Consider the following 17,954-nt stretch of genomic DNA (forward strand, 5'->3'; position numbering starts at 1 on the left):
ATTACAAACTCATTCAGCGGTTAATAATACGTCCATCGGGGTCGTACTTATAAAAACCTTCACCTGTAGGTATACCCAGGCGCTTGGCACGTACCATGCGCTTGATCAAAGGCGATGGCTTGTACTTTGATTCCCCAAACTCCTCAAACAAATTATCCATCCACTTAACCACCTTATTCAGGCCAATAATATCGGCAGTATGAAAAGGTCCATAACGCATACCCAGGCCAATCTTCATGGTTTTGTCAATGTCTTCCAAGGTGGCAATACCCTCCATCAGCGCCTCACAGGCCTCGTTCAACAAGGTTACGTACAAACGCACACTAACCAAACCGGCCGACTCCTCTACAGGAATAACATCCCGGTTAATAAGTTTCACAAAAGTGCAGACCTTCTGATACGCACCCTCTGAAGTATAAAGTCCTTTAACCACCTCTATAATACGCGCTTCAGGTGAGGTTACAAAGAAATGCAAACTCACGCAACGATCGCGGTACACCAATTCCGAAGCCAACTCCGAAATCACAATGGTCGTGGCATTGGTAGCAATAATGGTATCGCGTTCAACTACTGCCTCAATACTCCGAAAAACCTGCTTCCGCACATCAATACTGCGCTCACCGGTGGCCTCATCGGAGCGGATAGCCTCAATAACAAAATCGCAATCGGCCAGATCCTTGTAATCCATAGTGCCCTTTATGCGACTTAAAATGGCCTTCTTTTCACTGGTCGTCAATCCCCAGTTTTCGATACGGTAATCCAACTCCTTACCAATACCATGAAGCGCCGACTCAATTTTATCGAGACTCAGTTCAATAAAAACCACTTCCATCCCATGCCAGGCCGCAATACGAGCAATACTCTGGCCTTCCTTTCCACAACCTACCACACCTATTTTTGAGAAAAGGGTTTTTCCACGCTTTTTCTTGTTAAGTGCGTATTTCTCAATAGGTTCAACAACAATTTCTGCCATTATCGTAAAATAAAATTTCTAAAAAATGCCGATTCAGCCTATTTACCGGCAGCCTGATTGGCCGTAATGGCCACCAAATTAACAATGTCGCTTACCGAACAGCCTCGGGACAAATCGTTTATTGGTGCAGCCATGCCCTGCAGAACCGGACCTATGGCCTCGGCATGCGCCAAACGCTGCACCAGCTTATAGCTGATGTTGCCCGATTGCAAATCAGGGAATACCAGCACGTTGGCCTTCCCGGCAATTTCGCTTCCCGGCGCCTTCTTCTGACCTATTCCGGCAATCAAAGCAGCATCGGCCTGAAGTTCTCCGTCGATTTTTAAATCGGGGCGCAATTCACGGGCTCGGGCAGTCGCTTCGGTCACCTTATCTACCAGCTCATGTTTGGCACTTCCCTTAGTAGAGAAACTCAGCATAGCAATACGGGGTTCAATTCCGGCTATAGATTGGGCCGTCATAGAAGAAGCAATGGCAATATCGGCCAATTGCGCAGCATCCGGATCGGGATGAACAGCACAATCGGCAAAAACCAGTACCCCATTGTCGCCAAACTCCTTATCCTTCAACACCATAATAAATGCCCCCGAAACCACACTGATACCCGGTATCGTTTTAACAATCTGAAAAGCAGGTCGCAGCACATCTCCGGTGGCATTTTCAGCACCGGCCACTTCACCATCGGCATCCCCATTCTTAATCATCAGCACCGAAAGGTACAAGGGATTCTTCACCAATTCAGCAGCCTGCTCACGACTTAATCCCTTGCTCTTTCTTAACTCGAATAAAAGATCGGTATAAATCTCCATTTTCTCGTGTTGCAAGGGATCCAACACCCTGGCTTTATCCAAAGACTTCAATCCCAGGCGAGCTGCCTCCTCCTTCACTTTAGCCGGATTGCCGATCAATATAATTTCTGCAAAATCCTCTTCCAGAATCTGATTGGCTGCTTTAAGGGTACGCTCTTCCAGTCCCTCCGGCAGTACAATCCGTTGTTTACTCTGTCCGGCCTTCTCCTTTAATTGCTCAATAAACTCCATGTGCTAGCTGTATTTTTTTGTATTCCGATTGATTGTATAAAAAACTGTGCAAACGTTTGTACAACGAAAAGCACTCTGCAAAATTAACCAAATTTGGTCGATTTTAATATAGTTATTACGAATATAATACCGGAAAGTTCGAAGCGAATGCTGAGGAATAAAAAAGCCAGCTTAAAGCTGGCTTAAACAGAGATTTTTATCTGACCGGCGGAGTTCCGCGCTTGGATTCCATTACTACTACGCCGTTTCTCCCCGCTTCTCCGTAGGCCTCAACCGCAACTTCTCCTTTCAAGACGCGCAGCGATTTCAAATTATACTCGGGCAAATGCACCCTGCTTTGAACAATCTTATTATCTAAAACAAACAAGGGCGGTTTGTCCGTTAAGTTAAGTCTTTGCAGATTATCAACAAAAGCCCGCTCATCTTCGCTCATACTGAATTCAACAGGCACATGCACCCGGGCGTGTACTTCCACTCCGTTCTTCTTCGCCGGTCGCCAATCCTGCATCAACTCAACCACGCGCAGCGCCTCCAAATCCATCAACGGATCTATCCCCGACTCCACTTTGGCATCCATCAAACGGCCATCTCTGGTCACCGTAAAGGAAACCTCTACCACGCCTTCTTTAGACTGCAGCCAGGCCTCATCAGGGTAAACCAGCTGCGACTTTATAAAAGCGGCAGTGCGGGAGGGTGTCCCCTTAAATCGTGGCATGCGGTCGACACTGGTATATACCGAGTCGGGCGACTGCGCCCAAACAGTTACGCCGATAACCAGCAATGAAATGGCGAGAAAAAAAGCTCTCCCGCTACAAAAGGCCTTTGAGAATAATTCTTTGGTTTTCATAAGACGCTGATTTTGGTTACTCTAATCAATCAGCAAATTCTGTACCAAGCAAGTGCCAAGTCGAAAAAAGCCGTCTATTTACGATTTTTATCGCGCTGCGCATCTATGCGCGACATAACTTCCCGCAGACTGGCCATATTGCTTTCCAAATCAGCAATACCAGCTTCTTTTACAGGACGACCCTTGGCGCCCTTCTTTGTACTCTTTTCTTTCTCCTTGAATTCGAAGCCCGGATAAATTCGCGGTTCAGCAAATCCTTCCACACTTTCATAATCGCAAAAATCAAGGTATCTCATCAACTCCTCAAAAAAAGCAGTCTTTTCGTCCCTCACTCTAACTCGATAATTCTTCATTAAATACGATATTACATTAATAGCAAAAAGTCGGCGTCTTATTCAACCCAAGTGCATTACGCAAGTACAATAAAATGGTTTCAAAAAAACCGTCTTTGTTTTCATAATAATTCTACAGTAAACATAGAACTGCTTGCACCAAATTTCATCGGCAGGGCAACCCCCGACAAAAGCAAATCGAGTGACAAACAAGACATTAAGATTCAAGGGAGGGCCTAAATATTATTTAGCTGAAAGTAAAATTACAAAAGAATCTACTCAATGTATAGTAAAACAAAGCGGCGGCTTTACTTTTTTGATAGGTTTGGGACAAATAAAGGACGAACGCCACAAATTTGCAGACCAAACAAATAGGAACTGTGCTATTTGTTCATGGCCCGAAGTCTGTCGGCAACAAAACTCTCCATCCCCTGTCTGACCAAAGCCGGGTCGGCACTAAAGCGATCGGCCATAACCACAAAGGATTGCCATTCCCCCTTGGGCCCCTGCAGATACCCGCAATAAGTAATAGAACCTTGCATAGATCCACTTTTAGCAAAAACTCTGCCACGAAACTCATCCGAAGTCCACATACCCTTTAGGGTTCCTGATACGCCCCCAACGGCAAGCGTAGATCTAAACGCAGGCCAGTGTTCAGAGTGGTACATATAGTCAAGCACCTCATTCAGAAATTGAGCATTGACCAGGTTCAAAGGCGACAATCCGGAACCATCTTTAATGCGTAAGCCTTCCACAGCAACACGAGCTCTCCAGAAATCCATAAAGACCTGCCTCGCCTCCTTCCAGTCATAGGCCTTACCAGCCCGCCGGGCACATTCCAAAAACAGGTGGTCGGCCATCAAATTATGGCTGCGCTGATTTACCACCCTTAAAATATCCAGCAAAGGAGGCGATTGGTAGGTCGCCACGCCCCTCAGATTGGCCCCACATCCAGTCTCCGCTTTTTCCCAAAGGCCCACGCCCTTGGCGCCCAGCCTTTGTTGCAACTCCCGGCCAAAAACAAAAGCCGGATGGGGTAAGGCCCCCCTGATTCGAAAAGAAGAACGACCAACAGGTATACTGCCACGGATGGCCCACCGATCAGCATCGGGATGTCCGTATATGTACGCACTGTCCTTATTGTTGGCCGCTGCAACTACCCTGGTGTTAAAAGCGGGGGCTTCTGCGCCCAGACTATGGTCGATCAAAGTGGCCGCCCCACCCACCTCAGGTGGCGACTGCAAATACATATCAAAACTGTTATCGCGCCACGACAGCGCAGAAGGCGCTGCACCGTAGTAGTTGGCCATATCCTCCCAGAGTCGCCCGTCGGGATAAGGATCGCCCTTATACAAATCCAGGTCGAGCAAGATTTTTCCGCTCACCCGCTCAACACCTTCCGCCTTAAGCACCTGTTGAACACGGTCCAACACCCCTTCGGGCAGGGTTTCTGCAAAATACGAAGAGCCCAAAGTGGGATCTCCTCCACCCCTTACCAAAAGGTGCCCGTGCAAGACGCCAGCTTCCACTGTGCCGCAAATAAAAAATTCTGTTTTAAAACGAAATTCTGGTCCCAGCAGTTCCAGCGCCATAGCACTGGTGGCCACCTTTAATGCACTGGCAGGCACCATCAATTGTTGTGCATTGTGTTCAAAAACCACCACTTTGCTGCCGAGTGCTTTAACTACAGCGGCCGACAAGCTGCCCGGACCTCCATTAAATTCCTGCGCCTCTAAATTGCTGCTGGTCCACCCAAGTACAGCAAAGACTATAGGCAGACTAAAGGACCGCGCCCACCTGAAGTTGAAGCTTAAGTTCTTCATCCCTGCGCCTTTCTAACTCCTGAATATAATTGCCGACACGTTTTCGCTCGGTTTCGGACAACCGGGCACCTAAGTCATCAAACAAAGCCTTGCTCCGTTCTGCCCAGGCCAGGGCTTCCAAAAAATCGCCCCGCACCTCATAAGAGAGGGCAAGGTTATAGGCAGCCATGGCCTTTTGCCTCTTATTTCCCTCCTCGTAAACATAGTACCAAACACGGGCAGCCGCCTCCCAGCTGTTCACTTTTTTCAAATCATTGGCACGAGCAAACAAATGGTGTCCGCCCGAATAAAAGGGCCGGTACTGCACTTCCCAATAGGGCGCAATCCGATCGGGATAATACTTACCCATAAAATCGGCCAGGGCTTCCAGAGAAGTCCTTACTGAAGGTAAAGCAATTTCATCTACCAGAAGAGGATTTTCCATATTGTCCCAAAATATGGAGTCTTTCTGTACAAACACATCGGCTACATTTCCATTTTGGTCGTACATTTTCCAAAGTAGTTGTGCATCCACATCAAGGGTTGCCACAATATAGCCGTTGTAGTTTTTCAGACCTATACGCGTTTTATAACTCAGGTCCTCAAGTGCCAAAACCCTTTGGGCAGAGTATTCATCTAATATCCGCTGAACCTGAAGGGGACTTAAGTTCAAGCCAGGCCTACCAACCGGTGGACGATTAAGGGCTTGCGGATGCACGTAAACGGTGTCGAAAAAAGCCCTTTGTTCGAGTTCTGCACCTACAGCAGCAATGGTCTTTTGGCCAAAATCATCTACCCAAATGGTGTCGATGGTAGCCTTTTCATCGCCCAATTCCATTACATGCACACTATCGGCCCGGTAGGGATAAGCAAAGTCAACCACCACAACTGAAAGTACATCGGGTGGAACACTTACCTCAGCCGGCCGTAAGACCTCCATTCGTACCGAACCAACTGTAGCACAAGCCCCCAGTGAAAGTCCCACAACACCAAGCAGAAAACCCCGCCAAAGTTTCATTCCTTGCATCGTCTCCTTAAATTAATAATATGCGCTTACAACGAGCGCTTCAGTATCTCTTCCACATCGGTGGCCGAAAGGCGTTTAAGCGCACCCAGTTTTCCATAAACACAAGCCTTTTTCGCCATAGTATCCAAATGGGCTCCATCAATCTGCACATCGGCCAGTCGCGCAGGCATACCCAGACTGGTAAAAAACTGCCTTACCGCTGCTATTCCTTCACGCGCTGCCTCAAAATCATCATCGGCTTTTACGCTCCACACATTTCGTGCCATCTGTGCAAAACGCCAAACATTTTCTTCATCGAGCACATAGCTCATCCAGTTGGGAAACAAAATGGCCAATCCGGCCCCATGCGTTAAATCGTAAATGGCACTCACCTCATGTTCAATCATATGCGTAGCCCAATCGCCCCCCAATTTTCCAAAACTCATCATGCCGTTCAGCGCCATGGTGCCGGCCCACATTAAATTGGCCCGGGCCTCATAATCGTCGGGCTTTTCCAAAGCTTTGGGACCGTACACCAAACAAGTACGCATCAGTGCCTCAGTCATGGCGTCGGATACATAGGCCCCTTTATCTGGAGTAAAATACAGCTCGAAGAGGTGACTCATAATGTCGGTAACCCCTGCCCCCGTTTGCCATTTATTTACACTGAAGGTGTAGGTCGGATCCAAAACCGAAAAAACAGGACGCAGAGAAGGATCTCCCATGGGGCGTTTGTCCTTGCTCTCCTCATTGCTGATCACCGAACTTCCGTTCATCTCCGAGCCTGTAGCCGCCAGGGTCAGCACGCAGCCCAGGGGCAGCGGATCCTGTACCTGGGCCTTACCAATCATAAAATCCCAGGCATCGCCCTTATACGGCACTCCCGCTGCAATGGCCTTACAGGCATCAATCACACTGCCCCCGCCAACAGCCAGAATAAAATCAAGCTGGTGCTCGCGACAAAGTGCAATACCCTCCCGAACCGACGTGATGCGCGGATTGGGCTGAATGCCGCTCAGCTCTTTAAAAAAGATGCTCTCTTTTTGCAAAAGCGCAGTAACCGCCCCATGCAAACCCATTTTTTTAATGGAACCACCGCCGTAGGCCAGCAGAACACGTTTACCATGGGCCTTAATTTCAGGCAGCATTTCAGAAATCTTGTCCTTGCCAAAAAGAATCTTTGTGGCAATATCGTAGGTGAAATTTCTCATAACACTTCTTATTGGTACATTTTGAATTAAAAGCACATCCTTATAAAAGTACAAAAGTTTTTGGGAAGGAGGCATCAGCTGCAAGCAAAAAAAGGTTGCCGATGTCGGCAACCTTTCCCTCTATAATAAATGCTTCTTACATATTCATTCCACCACAAACGTGGATGACCTGACCGGTTACGTACGAAGACAAGTCCGAACCAAGATAAACACAAGTATTCGCAACATCCTCGGGCGTACCACCGCGACGCAAAGGAATCTGTGCCTCCCAGGCCTTCTTCACATCCTCGGGCAACACCCCAGTCATTTCGGTAATGATGAAACCGGGCGCTACTGCATTGTGGCGAATGCCACGCAGCCCCATTTCCTTGGCGGCCGACTTGGTAAAACCAATGATGCCCGCCTTTGAAGCCGAATAGTTGATTTGGTTGGCATTACCCGAAACACCCACCACCGAACTCATGTTGATGACGCTGCCACCGGCCTGCTTCCACATAATGGGCTGCACCGCCTTGGTGAAGTTGAAAACCGACTTCAGGTTAACGGCAATTACCGCATCCCACTGGTCCTCAGTCATGCGCTTAAGGGCACCATCCTTGGTAATCCCCGCATTGTTCACCAAAATATCTACCCGTCCAAAATCCTTCACAATTTCATCCACCACACGCATGGTGTCGTCGTAATTGGCAGCGTTGGAAGCATAGCCCTTTACCTTAACCCCCAAAGCGGCAATTTCCTTCTCGGTCTGCTCCGCCGACTCATTGATGGCCAAATCGGTAAAAGCAATATTACAGCCTTCCTGCGCGTAACGGACGGCAATGGCTTTTCCAATACCCCGGGCAGCGCCGGTAATAATCGCTGTTTTTCCTTCGAGTAATTTCATCTCTTTACTTTTTTAGTTAATGTGCACACACCCAAGGGCATCGCATCTTACATAAGTTTTAGCTTGGGCCCCGCAGGGCCCGACAAAGTTAGAAAAAAATGCCGTTGCAACAAGCTAGCGGCCTCCCTCCTCCATCTGCACCCGCTTACGGGGCAAAAATTGCGGATAATTCACACGAATGAACTCAATCAAGTCTTCACGCAATTTAACCCGAAGATCCCAGGCCGTACCCGAATCCTTAGCACTGGCCAGGGCCCGCAACTCCATGGTGTTTTCCGTTGCGTTGGTCACCTGCAACACATTCACCTTGCCGTCCCAATGCGGATTGTCGGCCAGGGCCCGGGTCATGAATTCACGCAGGGCCGGCACCGGAAAACCATAATCCACATAAATAAAAACCGTACCCAAAATCTCCGCCGTTTGCCGCGTCCAATTCTGAAAAGGCGTTTCTATAAAGTAATTTACCGGCACCACCAGGCGCCGCTTGTCCCAAATGGCCACCACCACGTAAGTCAGGGTAATTTCCTCAATGCGCCCCCACTCCCCCTCAACAATCACCACATCGTCGAGTCGTATGGGCTGCGTAATGGCCAACTGAAAACCCGCCAGCAGCATAGAAATGCTTTTTTGTGCGGCAAAACCAATAATGATGCCCGCGATTCCCGCCGAAGCCAGCAGACTTACCCCAATCTGTCGAATGGCCTCAAAACTCAGCAAGGCCATAGACACAAAAAAGAAGACCAGCAGAAACACGACAATTCGCTCAAAAACACGAAGCTGCGTATGAATTTTTCGGGCCTTCAAATTATCTTCCGTACCCAAATCATAACTGGCCAATATTGCTTCTTTAAGGGCCTTAACCACCGCTATAGCCAGCCAGGTAAATACCGCCAGGAAAATCAGATAGAACAATTTCCCCAAATCATAGCCCTCGATCAATACGCCCTCCAACCTAAGTCGAACAAAGTTTAGCGCAACGAGTACCACCAGCACCTTCAAGGGATACTGTACAAATCCGGCTACTCGCCTAAGTGCCGGATTGTTGTAGCGACGTACAATGCGCTTAAGCAGCCGAAACAGCCCTATGGCCGCCAAAAAACCAGCCAGCAACATCAATGCCGCAACCAGCAGCTCCGACCACCAACCTGCTTCCGTCATCCATTCCTGTAGCATAATTACTTCTTTTAAGCATCAAACAACAAAGGTTCCAGGGCAGCCATTACCTCTCCGGCTTTTCCCGTTAGGTGAATGTGCGTTACATCCCGGGTAAAAAGCGAATCTTCGGGATTAATTTCAATAACCACCGCCCCGTTTCTACGCGCCTCTTGCGGAATAAGTGCAGCCGGCATCACCTCCCCGGTACTGCCCATAATCAGACAAACATCCGCCTTGCGGGCCGCTTCCAGACTGTCGGCGTAGGCCTTCTCCGGAATGCGCTCTCCAAAAAAGATGAAATCGGGCTTTACCAGTCCCCCGCAATGCGCACAACGCAAGGGCAAAACCTTTAAATCGGCCTCCGCAGCCCCCTGCCTAAAGCCACAATGCATACACACCAACTGCTGCGAATTGCCGTGAAACTCATGCACCACCTTTGAACCCGCTTCCTGATGCAAATTATCAATGTTTTGGGTAACCACGCACCCCAGCATCCCCGCCTGCTCCATCCGCGCCAACACCTCATGCGCCTTATTGGGCCGCGCCTTCCCAAAAAAATCGTAAAAAATCTCCCGAATCACCGGCCACGACTCCTCCGGATACTGTTGAAAGTATTTCAAATCCAAAATGGTCGGGTCGTAGCGCGTCCACAAACTGTTTTCGCCCCTAAAGGGCGGAATACCACTCTCCACAGACACCCCCGCCCCTGTAAAAGCCATACAATATTTCGCTTCCTTTATAATCGAAGCCACATCTTTTAGTGTCCGTTCATCCATAGTCTCTCCTTAAGCTGCAAAGCCTAAATTTAACTAAAAGTCGCCACACCCGGAAGCCTCCCGCACTTTTTAAGTTTCGTAAACACAGTAAAGCCGGAGTCGCCCAAAGGCGCCCCGGCTCTAACCGCACGTTTCAAAACAAAAAATCTTATCCTGCCTTTTGGGCCTTCAGGGCCTCCAGCATGGTGGCCCCAATGGCCGCCGGAGAATCCACCACATGCAAACCACAGGCACGCATCACCTCCATTTTAGCCGCAGCCGTATCGTCCTTACCGCCCACAATGGCACCGGCATGACCCATTCTGCGCCCCGGAGGCGCTGTTTGTCCCGCAATAAAGCCCACCACCGGCTTGGTACCGTGCTCCTTAATCCAGCGGGCCGCATCCGTCTCCATGCTGCCGCCAATTTCACCAATCATCACAATGCCCTCGGTATCCGGATCGTTCATCAAAAGCTTAACCGCCTCCAAAGTAGAAGTACCAATCACCGGGTCGCCCCCAATACCAATACAAGTACTCTGTCCCAGTCCCAGCTTCGTCAACTGATCCACCGCCTCGTATGTCAGCGTACCCGAGCGACTCACCACGCCAATGCTGCCCTGCTGGTGAATAAAACCAGGCATAATGCCCACCTTGGCCTTACCGGGCGATATAACACCGGGACAGTTGGGGCCAATCAACGTCACCTGCTTGTCGGCCAAAAAAGCCTTGGCCTTAATCATGTCGGCCACCGGAATGCCCTCAGTTATGGCTACAATAACCGCAATACCCGCATCGGCCGCCTCCATAATGGCATCCGCCGCAAAAGCCGGGGGCACAAATATCACCGAAGTATCGGCACCGGTCGCCTTAACCGCTTCCTCCACCGAATTAAAAACCGGCAGGCCCAAATGTACCGAACCGCCCTTGCCCGGGGTTACGCCCCCTACCACATCGCTGCCGTACTCCAACATTTGTCCGGCATGAAAAGTCCCTTCGCTGCCGGTAAAGCCCTGTACAATAATCTTAGAATGCTGATCAATCAATACACTCATATGTCCTTTATTTATTTGGTTCCATTTCCCGTTAAAATTAACATTATTTATAACACCAGGAAGCCCCAATGGTTCACAAAAAAATAAAGCTTAACTTTGCCGAAAAGTCAGTTCCATGAACCAAAGCGACACCATTTGCGCCATATCAACCGCCCAGGGCATGGGCGCCATTGCCGTAATCCGCCTGGCCGGCCCCCAGGCCTTTGCCATTTGCGACCAAATATTTTTACCCGCCCGTAAAGGCAAAAAAATAGCCGAACAAGCCGGCAACACCGTCCATTTTGGCCGCATCAACGACGGAGAAAAAGATCTGGACGAAGTACTGCTCACCGTATTTAAAGCCCCCCACAGCTTTACCGGCGACGATGTGGTAGAAATTGCCTGTCACGGCGCCCCCTACATACAACAACAGCTGCTGCAACTGCTTACCCAACAAGGCGCCCGACTGGCCCAACCCGGAGAATTTACCCAGCGCGCCTTTTTAAACGGAAAAATGGATTTGAGTCAGGCCGAAGCCGTGGCCGACCTCATAGCTGCCCGCAGCGAAGCTGCGCGCAGAGTAGCCCTGCAACAAATGCGCGGCGGCTTCTCCTCTGCCCTGCTGCAACTGCGCGAACGCCTCCTGTGGTTCATCTCCCTCGTAGAGCTGGAACTCGACTTCAGCGAAGAAGACGTAGAATTTGCCAACCGCGACGAACTCGCCGCCCTCGTCAACGAATTAGAAGCCCACCTGCAGCGCCTCGTTCAGTCCTTTTCGCTCGGAAACGTCATCAAAAACGGCATCCCCGTTGCCATCGTTGGGCATACCAACGCCGGAAAAAGCACCCTGCTCAACGCCCTGCTCAACGAAGAGCGCGCCATTGTATCGGACATACACGGCACCACCCGCGATGCCATTGAAGACAGCATCAACCTCGGCGGCATCTCCTTCCGCTTCATCGACACCGCCGGCATACGCAGCACCGCCGACCAAATCGAAAACATGGGCATCGCCCTCACCTACAACAAAGTAAAACAAGCCGCCATCGTCCTATTGTTGGTCGACGTAAACGACCCCGAAGATAAAATTCACGAAGCCGTAAGCGACATTCGGCAAAAAACCGATCCCCAGCGTCAACAGCTCCTTGTGGTCGTCAACAAAACCGACCTCAGCGATCCCGAAACCCTCAAAACCAAATTCTCCAAAGCCGCCTTCAGCGAACTCAGCGGCAGCGACAACATCGTAGCCATTTCGGCCAAGCACCGCCACAACCTCGACCAGCTTACCAGTGAACTGCTTAAAAGCGTCGATCTCCAGGCCATCGACAACGACGAAATAATTGTCACCAACGCCCGCCACCACGAAGCCCTCAGCCAGGCCCTCATCAGCCTCCAGCGCGTAAAAGAAGGCCTCCAAAACGGCATCTCCGGCGACTTCCTGGCCCAGGACATCCGCGAAGTATTGCACCATATAGGCTCAATCACTGGTCAGATCTCTACTGACGAGATATTGGGAAACATCTTTAAGAACTTTTGTATCGGAAAATAATTCTCCCCCATTACAGCCACACCCCACCCCTATGAAAATCCAATACTGCTCCGATTTACACCTTGAATTTGCTCAAAACGCATTGTTTTTACACAAGAACTCCATCAAACCGGTTGCAGATATCCTTATCCTGGCAGGAGACATAACCCTTTGGGGCCAAAAGCATTTTAAGCACTGGTTTTTCGACTATGTTTCCAAGCATTGGGAAAGGGTCTACTATATACCGGGCAACCACGAGTTCTATTCCGGGAGGGATATCAGGGTATTGGACCAACCAGTAAAGGAAGCAATCCGCGACAATGTGTTTCTGGTAAATAACCAAGTGGTCTCCCTTGATAATTGCGACCTGTTCCTAACCGCATTTTGGTCACACATCTCGGACAATAAAAGTTTGCTAATTGAAGCTCACGTAAGCGATTTTCGTCTTATCAAATATCGAGGAAAGCCGCTTAGGGCAAAAGACTTCAACAAGCTGCATGCTCAAAGCATCGACTTTTTAAAAACAAGCATACCAGAATCAAAGGCCAAACACAAGATTGTTGTCAGCCACCATGTGCCCAGCCAAATGGTCAATCCGACGATGTACAAAGACTCTGACATTAACCCCGCTTTCGTTTCAGAGCAAAAGGATCTCATCCTCGAACTCCAACCCGACTACTGGATTTATGGCCACCACCACGCCAATATGCCCGAAACCACCATTGAGAAAACCAAACTGATAACCAATCAACTTGGCTATGTCCAAATGGCTGAACACCACCAACACCGACACTCTGCCTATATTGATTTGGGTTAAACCCGGCGCTTCCCCGCCCCTTTGGAGCAACTCATATCAAATAAAAGAAAAAAACTTTTAACTTAGTATGCTATTTGGTACTATGACATTTGTGTTTTGGCATATTACTCCTAAACGCAATAGTCGCTATAACAATGTTGGGCACCATTAAAAAATCCGTGCAAGCGAGTGATTTGTTAAACTATGATTAGACAATAAATTAAGAGGATTAAGAAACAGTATCGACTGGAGATAAACCATTTGATTAAGAGAAAATTCAACGGTTAATAATGGACTATAGCATGAACTGGATAAAGAAAACAACAATTTCAATAGCATTCTTATTAGTAATTGTAACTCTCTCAGGATTATGTAATTTAAATGCTCAAATACAAACTGAGAAAAATGATAGTTTGGAAATATTCAATTATTGCATTGAAAATATTGAATCCACAAATGACAGATTGTATGGAGAACTTGAATATTATGAAAGAAACATAAAAGATTTTCCCATTTCATACAAAGATAATATACATGAAACGCTCAATAGATTGGATGCTTTTTATGAGGAGACTTTGAGAATTCAGAAATATGCTAGTTTCGATGATTCAATAGTTTTTAACAATGATTTATATTTAATTCAGGTTGAAGGATTAATAAACTTTTTGGCAAATAAGAATATCAATGACCAAATAACACAACCCTTGACAACTATTTCCAAAAGATTTGAAAAAACGGAGAGACTTTCATATGTTGATTTTTTTTCAAAGCTGCAGTTCACAAGGATTGAATTATTATTCATTAAGCAAGACATCTTGATGATGTATATAGCAGGTATTGATAAATGTAGATTAAACTGTATAGGAAATTTATAAAAACGGTGCCCAACATCATATATAAAACATTGGGGATTAAGTGTTTATATTAATCTTTCTGCCCCGCACCAACTTTTGTAACGGCAGACAGGGATGACACCCGCAATCCCCAACATTTCATATATGTGGGCGTTAGCTGCAAGCCAAAGAGACCGTCGTAAACAATATGAACTAGATAAAAGAAGACAAAATGTCCATATATCAGGAGATACTAGATTGGTCACAACAACGACCTGATTTTATTAAAGATGCACTTAGAAGAATAATATCAAATTCAACTATTAATCAAAACGACATTGCTGAATTAGTGCAATTGTTAAAGAAAGAAAATGGAGATACAAGTATAACAATCAATGCAGTTCCATTCAATAACACACATATTCCTTCAGCTACAGGTTCTTTGGCTCATTATCCAAGATTAATTAGTTTGAAACAACCAATAAATATTAGTGCATTACATAATCAAGGGAAACTTCAATTTGCTAGTAATGGATTGACTGTTATATATGGGAACAATGGTTCAGGAAAGTCAAGCTATTCGAGAATACTGAAAAAACTGTGTTGGAGTAGAAACTCAAATATTGAATTAATGAAAAACGTTTTTACTCCAAATGCAACTCAGCAACAAGTTGAATTTGAAATTGATATTAATGGAATAAACACTAGGTTTCAATGGGTAGAAAACGCTCCTTCTCACCCTGCTTTAAGCTCAATAAATGTTTTTGATACCAACTGTGGCGATATTTACATAAACAGTGAAAACCCGACAGAATATAAGCCAGTTGGAATAGATGTATTAGAAAGGTTAATTCCTGTTTTAAATGAAATATCTCAATCATTAAATAATGAAATTGCATTATACAATACCACAAAACCACCTATAGACCAGCGATTAAATACGACTCCAACAGGTCAATGGTATTCTAATTTTGAGAGTTTAACAAGACCTGTTATAGATAATTACTTACAGTTTAGTGCAGATAATGCTACGCGCAAAAATGAATTACATAAACTTATAAATACTCAAAATCCTCAAGAAAATATTAAAAATCTAACAGGTTTAAAAGCAAGATTAGATAATTATGCAAAACAAATTGAAAATGTTGAAGCTTTTTTTGACGAAGAGAATATTACGGAAATAAAAAGTCTCAGAACTAATTTTGAAAATACAAAAAAAGCTTATGATATTCTGACCAGTGAATTAAAAGAAATAAATACAATCGAAGGATTTGGTTCTAACCCATGGAGAGTACTTTGGGAAGCAGCTCAAAAATTTGCACAAAGCTCAGGGATGACAGATGGAGAAAAGTTCCCTTCATCAAGTTCACTGGAGAAATGTGTTTTATGTCAACAGGATTTAGATGAAGTTGCCCAGAAAAGATTGATTGGATTCAATCAATTTATTTCTAATGATATTTCAACTAAGTTATCGAAAGCACAACATGGGATTAATAATAAAATTCAATCTTTTGAATCTCTTGTAGCATTATCTATAGATAATTTCAAGGAACTTACTCAATATATTCCTGATTTTGAAAAGAGTTTCAATAGCTTTTATAGTTCTGTTGAATATTCCAAATCAAAAATAATTGGTTTTCTAAGAAAAGGAGAAGAATTAAATATAGGTATTGCTCCTATCTCTGTTAGCATTAGAAATTTAATACCTGATATTGACAGACAATTGGCACAAAATAACCAATTGCTAAAAAATAGAAATACTTTAATAGCAGAATATAATGAACTTTTTGCTAAGGAATACTTATTTAACAATAAGAACCAAATATTAAAATATTATGACGAATTAAAGTATAAATCATGGATATCAAAATGCCAGTCCAATTTAAATACCACTAGTATATCTAGAAAAATTGGAGCTCTAATGGAGAATCAAGCAATTAGCTTACAACATCAAGAATTTATTAATCACTTAAACTATTTTAACTCTGAAATAGCAACCAAAGTATTATTGTCAAAATCAAGAACATCGCAAGGTAGTACTTTTCAGAAGTGTAGTTTAAATGGGATTAATCATTCTATTGAATCCATCTTAAGCGAAGGTGAGCAAAAAATAATTGCTCTTTCTAATTTTTTGGCAGAATGTACAATTGATGGGCGAAAAAACACAATCGTATTTGATGACCCTGTGAATTCTTTAGATATGGATTATAGGGACTTAATTGCAAATAAGATTGTAACGCTATCGCAAGATAGACAGATAATTGTTCTAACTCATGATTTATCATTTTTGCGATTATTAATAGATACACATAAGACTATAAATTCAAGTGATTGTGAAATAATTGGGATAGACAAGTATAATGGAATCAGCGGCATTGTTACTGATGAAATACCCTATTTAGCAAAGAATGTTCAAGAAAGGATTAACTCAATAAGACGAATTCTAATTGAACATGATGCCCTACAAATTACGGATGCACATGGTCGAGAAACTAAATTGGATTCCGCAAGAAAAAGATTTAGAATGTTGTTGGAGCGTTCAGTAGAAGAAATTCTATCCAATAAGACCTATGAGCGATTTTCAAAGAACATCCATCTAAAAAAAGGGAATTTATCAAGTTATATTGTAACAGAACAATCTGATATTGATTTCTTATTGAACTTATTTGGGAAATACTCAGTAACTGAACATGATGGTGGTACAACTGCTATTCCTCAGTTACCAAATAAAACAACAATCGAACAAGATATTAGAGCCTACTCAACGTGGAAGGATGATTTTAAAGCCAAATTGAAAACTTTTGTAGCTTCATATAATTAAACAAAACAAATATAAATAAATGAAGGCCAGCAGCTAACAAAGCTATATACCCCAGCCGTGGCATCCACAGCATATTGAGGGTTTCGTTTTACCCTCTCCCATGCTTTCAAGCTGATAAATCCACAGCTGGTCTGAAAGCCACGCCCAGGGGAATATAGCCGGGACGTTGCCAACAAGTTTAGAAAAACAATAAACTATTTATCATGAATTTGCTGCAAAACAAAGTTCGGTATTGTATGGCAAACGAGTGAATAAAGACTTGAACGATTATTGAAGGTAGCAACCTAATAGATAGCAACTCCCAAATTGCTGCAAAATCCGGATGATTCCGGACACCCCTACCGATTTATTCCGGACAGTGCTACCGATTTATTCCGGACACCCCTACCGTTTTATAGCGGACAGCGGTACCGAATAATACCGGACAGCAAATCCGTTTGATTCCGGACACTTTTCTCGTAAACTTTATGCCATTAACCAAAAACAAGGAAAATGGCAAAAAAAAGGATTGACATGAGAAAAGTTCGTAAATTATTAAGACTGCATTATGAACAAGGCGTTGACAGCGTTCGCCAGTTATCTCAACTGTGCGGTATCGGCAAAACCACAGCAAGCGAATATCTTCAAGCCTACAAACGAAGTGGGCTGACCTATAGTCAGGTCACTGAACTCAGCGATAGCGCACTCCAAACGGCGCTGAAAGGCTCTGAGAAAGCCGAAAACGCGAAATATGAAGATCTTTACCAACGCTTTCCGCATTTCGATCAGGAGCTAAAAAAGCACAAGATGTCGATTAAAGTGCTATGGGAAGAGTATAAGCATGGCCATCCGGATCCTTATGAGTATAGCCAGTTTTGTACGCATTACTATAAATGGCGCCAGAGCAGCAAAATCAGCATGCACTTAGATCACAAGTAAGCATTCGGTCTGCCACGTATT

At 45.3% G+C, this 17,954-nt stretch carries 16 protein-coding genes; 5 read left to right on the top strand and 11 right to left on the bottom strand.

Annotated elements, in window-relative coordinates; genetic code table 11:
• Window positions 1-13 precede the first annotated feature (13 nt).
• From B4W65_RS08080 to sucD, 11 genes are all read right to left on the bottom strand, one after another.
• Window positions 14-973: a 3-hydroxyacyl-CoA dehydrogenase family protein gene (locus B4W65_RS08080; protein ID WP_088654634.1), complete on the bottom strand. Its 960-nt coding sequence runs from the start codon at window positions 971-973 to the stop codon at window positions 14-16.
• A gap of 38 nt (window positions 974-1,011) precedes the next feature.
• The gene (pta, locus tag B4W65_RS08085; RefSeq protein WP_088654635.1) at window positions 1,012-2,013 is read right to left on the bottom strand and encodes a phosphate acetyltransferase; all 1,002 of its coding nucleotides are present in this window, start codon (window positions 2,011-2,013) and stop codon (window positions 1,012-1,014) included.
• Between the two features lie 196 nt (window positions 2,014-2,209).
• Window positions 2,210-2,860 carry an energy transducer TonB gene (locus B4W65_RS08090; protein ID WP_205741239.1) on the bottom strand — a complete coding sequence of 217 codons (651 nt, stop codon included), beginning with the start codon at window positions 2,858-2,860 and terminating at the stop codon, window positions 2,210-2,212.
• Window positions 2,861-2,934: 74 nt separating this feature from the next.
• On the bottom strand, window positions 2,935-3,213 hold the full coding sequence (locus tag B4W65_RS08095; protein ID WP_088654636.1) for a hypothetical protein: 279 nt from the start codon (window positions 3,211-3,213) through the stop codon (window positions 2,935-2,937).
• Between the two features lie 362 nt (window positions 3,214-3,575).
• A complete protein-coding gene (gene dacB, locus B4W65_RS08100; RefSeq protein WP_088654637.1) occupies window positions 3,576-5,015 on the bottom strand; it encodes a D-alanyl-D-alanine carboxypeptidase/D-alanyl-D-alanine endopeptidase in 1,440 nt (479 codons plus the stop codon).
• Window positions 4,972-6,021, bottom strand: coding sequence for a DUF6340 family protein (locus B4W65_RS08105; RefSeq protein ID WP_146697743.1), 1,050 nt, complete (start codon window positions 6,019-6,021; stop codon window positions 4,972-4,974). The genes dacB and B4W65_RS08105 overlap by 44 nt, the downstream gene beginning before the upstream one ends.
• Window positions 6,022-6,047: 26 nt before the next feature.
• Window positions 6,048-7,211 (bottom strand): iron-containing alcohol dehydrogenase, encoded by a 1,164-nt coding sequence (locus tag B4W65_RS08110; RefSeq protein ID WP_088654639.1) that lies wholly within the window; start codon window positions 7,209-7,211, stop codon window positions 6,048-6,050.
• Between the two features lie 136 nt (window positions 7,212-7,347).
• Window positions 7,348-8,094, bottom strand: coding sequence for a 3-oxoacyl-[acyl-carrier-protein] reductase (gene fabG, locus B4W65_RS08115; protein ID WP_088654640.1), 747 nt, complete (start codon window positions 8,092-8,094; stop codon window positions 7,348-7,350).
• Window positions 8,095-8,208: 114 nt separating this feature from the next.
• Entirely contained in the window at window positions 8,209-9,267 is a 1,059-nt protein-coding gene (locus tag B4W65_RS08120) for a mechanosensitive ion channel family protein (protein WP_088654641.1), read from the bottom strand.
• A gap of 11 nt (window positions 9,268-9,278) precedes the next feature.
• Window positions 9,279-10,025 (bottom strand): SIR2 family NAD-dependent protein deacylase, encoded by a 747-nt coding sequence (locus B4W65_RS08125; RefSeq protein WP_088654642.1) that lies wholly within the window; start codon window positions 10,023-10,025, stop codon window positions 9,279-9,281.
• 148 nt (window positions 10,026-10,173) lie between these two features.
• The gene (gene sucD / locus B4W65_RS08130; protein ID WP_088654643.1) at window positions 10,174-11,058 is read right to left on the bottom strand and encodes a succinate--CoA ligase subunit alpha; all 885 of its coding nucleotides are present in this window, start codon (window positions 11,056-11,058) and stop codon (window positions 10,174-10,176) included.
• Window positions 11,059-11,173: 115 nt separating this feature from the next.
• Here sucD and mnmE point away from each other — a divergent pair, with 115 nt between their 5' ends.
• From mnmE to B4W65_RS08155, 5 genes are all read left to right on the top strand, one after another.
• Window positions 11,174-12,586 (top strand): tRNA uridine-5-carboxymethylaminomethyl(34) synthesis GTPase MnmE, encoded by a 1,413-nt coding sequence (mnmE, locus tag B4W65_RS08135; protein ID WP_088654644.1) that lies wholly within the window; start codon window positions 11,174-11,176, stop codon window positions 12,584-12,586.
• Window positions 12,587-12,617: 31 nt separating this feature from the next.
• Window positions 12,618-13,382, top strand: coding sequence for a metallophosphoesterase (locus B4W65_RS08140; RefSeq protein WP_088654645.1), 765 nt, complete (start codon window positions 12,618-12,620; stop codon window positions 13,380-13,382).
• Window positions 13,383-13,663: 281 nt separating this feature from the next.
• Complete coding sequence (locus tag B4W65_RS08145) at window positions 13,664-14,236, top strand: hypothetical protein (protein WP_146697744.1); 573 nt, start codon at window positions 13,664-13,666, stop codon at window positions 14,234-14,236.
• Between the two features lie 190 nt (window positions 14,237-14,426).
• Entirely contained in the window at window positions 14,427-17,015 is a 2,589-nt protein-coding gene (locus B4W65_RS08150) for an AAA family ATPase (RefSeq protein ID WP_088654647.1), read from the top strand.
• Between the two features lie 513 nt (window positions 17,016-17,528).
• On the top strand, window positions 17,529-17,933 hold the full coding sequence (locus B4W65_RS08155) for a hypothetical protein (RefSeq protein WP_146697745.1): 405 nt from the start codon (window positions 17,529-17,531) through the stop codon (window positions 17,931-17,933).
• Window positions 17,934-17,954: the final 21 nt, after the last annotated feature.

The organism is Geofilum rhodophaeum (assembly GCF_002210225.1).
In the GTDB taxonomy this organism is placed as follows: Bacteria; Bacteroidota; Bacteroidia; order Bacteroidales; family Marinilabiliaceae; genus Geofilum; species Geofilum rhodophaeum.

Excerpts from the sequence above, each read along its gene's own strand:
- B4W65_RS08080 (WP_088654634.1), bottom strand. The coding sequence starts at position 973 with ATGGCAGAAATTGTTGTTGAACCTATTGAGAAATACGCACTTAACAAG.
- pta (WP_088654635.1), bottom strand. The coding sequence starts at position 2,013 with ATGGAGTTTATTGAGCAATTAAAGGAGAAGGCCGGACAGAGTAAACAA.
- B4W65_RS08090 (WP_205741239.1), bottom strand. The coding sequence starts at position 2,860 with ATGAAAACCAAAGAATTATTCTCAAAGGCCTTTTGTAGCGGGAGAGCT.
- B4W65_RS08095 (WP_088654636.1), bottom strand. The coding sequence starts at position 3,213 with ATGAAGAATTATCGAGTTAGAGTGAGGGACGAAAAGACTGCTTTTTTT.
- dacB (WP_088654637.1), bottom strand. The coding sequence starts at position 5,015 with ATGAAGAACTTAAGCTTCAACTTCAGGTGGGCGCGGTCCTTTAGTCTG.
- B4W65_RS08105 (WP_146697743.1), bottom strand. The coding sequence starts at position 6,021 with ATGCAAGGAATGAAACTTTGGCGGGGTTTTCTGCTTGGTGTTGTGGGA.
- B4W65_RS08110 (WP_088654639.1), bottom strand. The coding sequence starts at position 7,211 with ATGAGAAATTTCACCTACGATATTGCCACAAAGATTCTTTTTGGCAAG.
- fabG (WP_088654640.1), bottom strand. The coding sequence starts at position 8,094 with ATGAAATTACTCGAAGGAAAAACAGCGATTATTACCGGCGCTGCCCGG.
- B4W65_RS08120 (WP_088654641.1), bottom strand. The coding sequence starts at position 9,267 with ATGCTACAGGAATGGATGACGGAAGCAGGTTGGTGGTCGGAGCTGCTG.
- B4W65_RS08125 (WP_088654642.1), bottom strand. The coding sequence starts at position 10,025 with ATGGATGAACGGACACTAAAAGATGTGGCTTCGATTATAAAGGAAGCG.
- sucD (WP_088654643.1), bottom strand. The coding sequence starts at position 11,058 with ATGAGTGTATTGATTGATCAGCATTCTAAGATTATTGTACAGGGCTTT.
- mnmE (WP_088654644.1), top strand. The coding sequence starts at position 11,174 with ATGAACCAAAGCGACACCATTTGCGCCATATCAACCGCCCAGGGCATG.
- B4W65_RS08140 (WP_088654645.1), top strand. The coding sequence starts at position 12,618 with ATGAAAATCCAATACTGCTCCGATTTACACCTTGAATTTGCTCAAAAC.
- B4W65_RS08145 (WP_146697744.1), top strand. The coding sequence starts at position 13,664 with ATGAACTGGATAAAGAAAACAACAATTTCAATAGCATTCTTATTAGTA.
- B4W65_RS08150 (WP_088654647.1), top strand. The coding sequence starts at position 14,427 with ATGTCCATATATCAGGAGATACTAGATTGGTCACAACAACGACCTGAT.
- B4W65_RS08155 (WP_146697745.1), top strand. The coding sequence starts at position 17,529 with ATGAGAAAAGTTCGTAAATTATTAAGACTGCATTATGAACAAGGCGTT.